Origin of the sequence: Tautonia sociabilis (assembly GCF_003977685.1) — a bacterium.
In the GTDB taxonomy this organism is placed as follows: domain Bacteria; phylum Planctomycetota; class Planctomycetia; order Isosphaerales; family Isosphaeraceae; genus Tautonia; species Tautonia sociabilis.
The window spans coordinates 1-4078 of sequence record NZ_RYZH01000107.1 but is presented as its reverse complement, the minus strand read 5'-3'; the positions used below and the strand labels follow the sequence as shown (position 1 = coordinate 4078).

General features: G+C 70.2%; 4 protein-coding genes and 1 tRNA gene. 2 read left to right on the top strand and 3 right to left on the bottom strand.

Going from position 1 to position 4078, the window contains the following annotated elements:
* Positions 1-701: 701 nt before the first annotated feature.
* Positions 702-792 (bottom strand) — tRNA-Ser (locus tag TsocGM_RS25480).
* Positions 793-913: 121 nt separating this feature from the next.
* Entirely contained in the window at positions 914-1324 is a 411-nt protein-coding gene (gene crcB, locus TsocGM_RS25475; protein WP_199756917.1) for a fluoride efflux transporter CrcB, read from the bottom strand.
* Positions 1325-1509: 185 nt separating this feature from the next.
* Between crcB and TsocGM_RS25470 the strand changes: the two genes are divergently transcribed.
* Together TsocGM_RS25470 and TsocGM_RS25465 are read left to right on the top strand one after the other, a co-directional pair.
* Complete coding sequence (locus tag TsocGM_RS25470; protein WP_233579201.1) at positions 1510-2271, top strand: tyrosine-protein phosphatase; 762 nt, start codon at positions 1510-1512, stop codon at positions 2269-2271.
* A gap of 146 nt (positions 2272-2417) precedes the next feature.
* Complete coding sequence (locus TsocGM_RS25465) at positions 2418-2978, top strand: hypothetical protein (protein ID WP_126728274.1); 561 nt, start codon at positions 2418-2420, stop codon at positions 2976-2978.
* Positions 2979-3178: 200 nt separating this feature from the next.
* Here TsocGM_RS25465 and TsocGM_RS26670 read toward each other — a convergent pair whose 3' ends face one another.
* On the bottom strand, positions 3179-3346 hold the full coding sequence (locus TsocGM_RS26670) for a hypothetical protein (RefSeq protein WP_199756916.1): 168 nt from the start codon (positions 3344-3346) through the stop codon (positions 3179-3181).
* Between the last annotated feature and the right edge of the window lie 732 nt (positions 3347-4078).

Genomic DNA, 4078 nt, shown 5'->3' with positions numbered 1-4078 from the left:
CATCGGGGGGGCCCTTCGGGGTGCTGGCGATTGTCGCTGTGACCCAGTCCACCACGAAGGTGCCTCCCCTTCCATCGAAACTGTCAACCGGGCCCACCCCCATTTCGGCTCTCTTTGCGACAGAGCCATGAGCTAGTTCAGGACTCTGGTCGTAAAGCGTTTCAAGGCTCATTGTTATGCGCTTGGTTGCCGGGGCATTGATTCGCCTCTGCACGACCATTCTAGATGATCGGCTGGCTCTGTAAAGCTATCGGCTGGGCCAGTTGTCGCGATTTAACAGCTTGAGGCGGTTCCTGTCGGATGACTATCCATCGCGGATATGGCGTGCAACGGTTTCGCGGCGGCTGAACGGGAAGTCTTCGAGCGTGGCCAGTCTATGCCAATCGGTTCCGAATCGGACGAAGGGGAATCCGCCGTTCTGATCCGCCGATCGGGCCGAGAGTTCATCGGCCACACCCGTTCCCCGAGGCAGCTCGGATCATCGCCACGATGCCGGCCCTAACAGCCTCAGGCAGTCCGGGCCAGGCGTCGATGACTGCCGAGAGACCGGGATCTTCGGTCCGGAGGTGGGTAGCAGATTGGGGACGGATCGGGTCGGATGGCGTCGGTTCCCGACGGGATGAAACGCGAAAGGGGCTGGCCTCGGACGAGGCGCAACCCCTTGACTCTGGGGGGATTTGTCGCGTTCTGTCGGTTCCGAGCGGAGAGGGGGGGATTCGAACCCCCGAGCCGGGTTTGACCCCGACTAACGGTTTAGCAAACCGCCGCTTTCAGCCACTCAGCCACCTCTCCCGAGGAGGGGGAAGATGCGGTGCGGAAACCGATCTTCCTCGGCGAGAGACATTATCGGGGAACGAGGGCGGGTGTCAACACGCGATTCGGGGGTTTGGTGTTCCGGTTGTCCGGCCGGGGGTCAGGAGAGGGTGTCGGAGAGCAGGCGGGCGGAGGCGACGCCAAGGCTGGCGGCGAGGAGCCCGGCGGTGGCGCTGAGGGTCAGGTAGCCGAGGCTGCGGATCCAGGAGGGCTCGTGCCAGAGCCGGAGGGATTCCAGCGCGAAGGTGGAGAAGGTGGTGTACCCGCCCAGCAGGCCGACGAGGACCAGCAGGGTCAGGGCCTCGGAACTGGGGGAGGGGGAGGGACGCCAGCGGTCGAAGGCGGAGGCGAGGAAGCCGAGCAGGAAGCTGCCGGAGACGTTGATCAGGAGGGTCGCCCAGGGGAACCGGGTCCCGGCCCAGCCGGCGACCCAGAGGCCGAGCCAGTAGCGGGCGTTGGCGCCCAGGGCGCCTCCGAGGGCGAGCAGGAGCACCTTGATCGGCCAGGACACGGGAGGAGGCCCTCGGAGGGGGGGGGAACCGGAGAACGGCCGAGCCGGGCGACTGGCATTGACCAGGGGCTCGGCCTCGATCAGAGTGGCCGGCCGCACCGGGTCGGGTCAGGGGGCCGAGGGGCCCGCCGGGCCGGGTCCTTTTTGTACCGATCCCGGGGAGCGGGGGAAAGGACGCAACCGCCGTGGTCGAGCAGCATCCTCGGGTCGAGGGGGCCGGGGGCCGTCGGGCCCGTCGGCTCCGGAGGGTCGGGAGGGCGGCGATCGTCGTCCTGGGCCTGGCGGCGGCGGCGGCGGGGGTCTTCCACCGTCCTCTGCTGCTGGGGAACGTCGGCGAGGTCGATCCCGGCCGGGTCTACCGCTGCGCCCAGCCTAAGGGAAATCTGGCCGAGTTGCTGGAGTCCTACCGGCCGGGGTCGGTCCTGAACCTGAGGGGGGGCTCCTACGCCGATTCCTGGTACGCCGACGAGGTCGAGGCGACCGATCGCCTAGGGATCGACTTCTACGACTTCCCGATGAGCGCCACCCGCCGGCCCTCCCGGGCGGAGCTGCTCGCGCTGATCGACCTGCTGGAGCGGTGCCGGTATCCGCTGTTGATCCACTGCAAGTCGGGGGCGGACCGAACCGGGCTGGTCAGCGGCCTGTACCTGATGGTCGTCGTCGGCCGGCCGCCGGAGGAGGCGCTCGAGGCGTTCTCGCTGCGGTACGGCCACGTGCCGATCGGCGGCCCGGAGCGGCTGCACGAGCCGTTCGAGGAGTATCGCGACTGGCTGAAGGCCGAGGGGAGGGAGCACTCCCCGGAGCGGTTCCGGTCCTGGGTCGACCGGGAGTACCGCGACGACGACCCGAACGCCCCCCGGACGATCGCCCCGCTGCGACCCGGCCCGAGGATGGGCCCGCCCCCCTCCGGGCTGGCCGATCGCCGGCGCCGGGAGGCTCGGGGTTGATCCGGATTTGACCCGGTCGGGCCCCGAGGAGGCCGGGACGGCGTGGAGTCCGACGGGCGGGAGGGCCGATCCCGAACGAACGGAGAGGGGGCCGCTCCAGCCCCGGGAAGATCGCCGGTCCAGATCGGGACGGGAGGCTCGCGCTCATGGGAGGAGCCGTCGCTCGGGTCGTGCTCGCGGTGGTCGTCGTCGGGGCGGTCGCCGTCCGGGCGTCGGCGCAAGGCGGGGAGATCCCTCCCCCTCCCCCGGGCCTGGCGGTCCGGACCCTGGATGACCTGGTCCGGCTCGACCCCGCCGCGCTGGAGGCGCTCTATCGCCAGTCGCCGCCGGCCGGGATCCCGGCCGGGAGGGTCGTCGGCCGCCCGGTGGTCATGCCGGGATCGGCCCTGGCGGTCCCGGCGTCCCGGGTCGGTCGGCTCGTCTGGCAGGGGAAGCTCTTCGACCCGGCGGCGGGGATCGCCGAGAACCGGTTCTTCGGCGTGCGGTCGGTCCCCGGCGAGCTGTACTACGCCGAATCCTGGCTCGACGGCGGCCCGGCCCTGATCCTGGACTACCAGCGGACCTCTCGGATCTACCGCCCCTACCGGGACGAGCTGCGCGAGGTGGCCCCGGGCCTGGTGCTCGGCCTGATGTACGACCGCCGCCGGCCCCCGGACCAGCGGCCGAGGTTCTTCGCGCTCGACGTCCGGACCCCGTCCGGTCACTGAGGGTGGGCTGAGGGCGGCTCGCGTCGTCGCGACCCGCTCGCCAGCTCGGCGAGACTGGGGAGAGCCGCCGGCCTCGGGAGCGGCGTCGCACCGCCCCCGGACACCGCGATCACCCCCAGCCAGCGGAGGTCTTGCCAGCCCCCGGGCGATCGCCTTCGGCGCGATCCGCTCCCGGGAGGGGATCGAGCGAGCCAGGCCGATCAGGCCGCGACGACCGGCCCGATGGAAAACCCGTCGTCAACCGTGTCGACGACCAGCGAGGCGATCAGCCACTCGATCGCCAGGCCGAGGCGCTCGGCCTCCCGGCGAAGGACCTCGTACAGCTCGGGAGACAGGGTGACAGCGAGTTCCGAGGCGCTCTGGTTCATCGTCGTGACTCCTCGTCGAGGCCCACGGAGCATGGTCGGTGCCGGATCGCCTCCATCGTGCGGCCGGCCCCCACTTCCATCCTAGGCCATGCACGGAAGCATGGCACACCGGGCCGCTGGATCCGAATCCGAGAGGGAGGACCCCGAAGATCGGCTGGACCTCGAGAGCCCCCTTGGTCGAGTCGCAAGATCTGTGCCGCGATCGGACACGGTTCCCGCCGGCGAGGGCCGATCGGCCCCGGAGATGAGCGGGCCGGCAGGATCGTCGTCCGTCTTAATGGTGGCGCCCCTTTGGACGCCTCCTCGGCCGCGGACATTACGAGAAGAATCGGATTCCGGTTCGGCGACGCCCCGGAACCCGCCTCCTCCTCGCCGAGGACGGGGCCGATCGAGGCCCGGCGATCGAGCCGGTGCGCGCCTCGGTCCGCCCGACTCTCGGGCCCGGTGCGCTCCGGCGATCCGGCCCGGTGCGCCCGGCAAGGGCGGGCGGGATCGGCCGGTTTCTCTTATTTCCCAATGCGTTGCGCCGAAGTCATTGAAACTATGAGAGGGGAGGTCGAGCCGACGGGGCCCGGGGCCCCGAGCCGGTGGAAGACTGGAGGTGCAGAACCGAACTCCTGCCCCACCGAACCGGAGGACTCCCGTGCACCACGTCGGCATCGACCTCCACAAGAAGACCATCGTCCTGTGCGTCCTCGACGATCAGCTCAAGGTCGTCGCCCGACGCAGCTT

What these genes read in the sequence shown, in the direction of transcription:
- TsocGM_RS25465 (WP_126728274.1), top strand. Translation starts at nt 2,418, where the DNA reads ATGGGAGGAGCCGTCGCTCGGGTCGTGCTCGCGGTGGTCGTCGTCGGG.
- TsocGM_RS26670 (WP_199756916.1), bottom strand. Translation starts at nt 3,346, where the DNA reads ATGAACCAGAGCGCCTCGGAACTCGCTGTCACCCTGTCTCCCGAGCTG.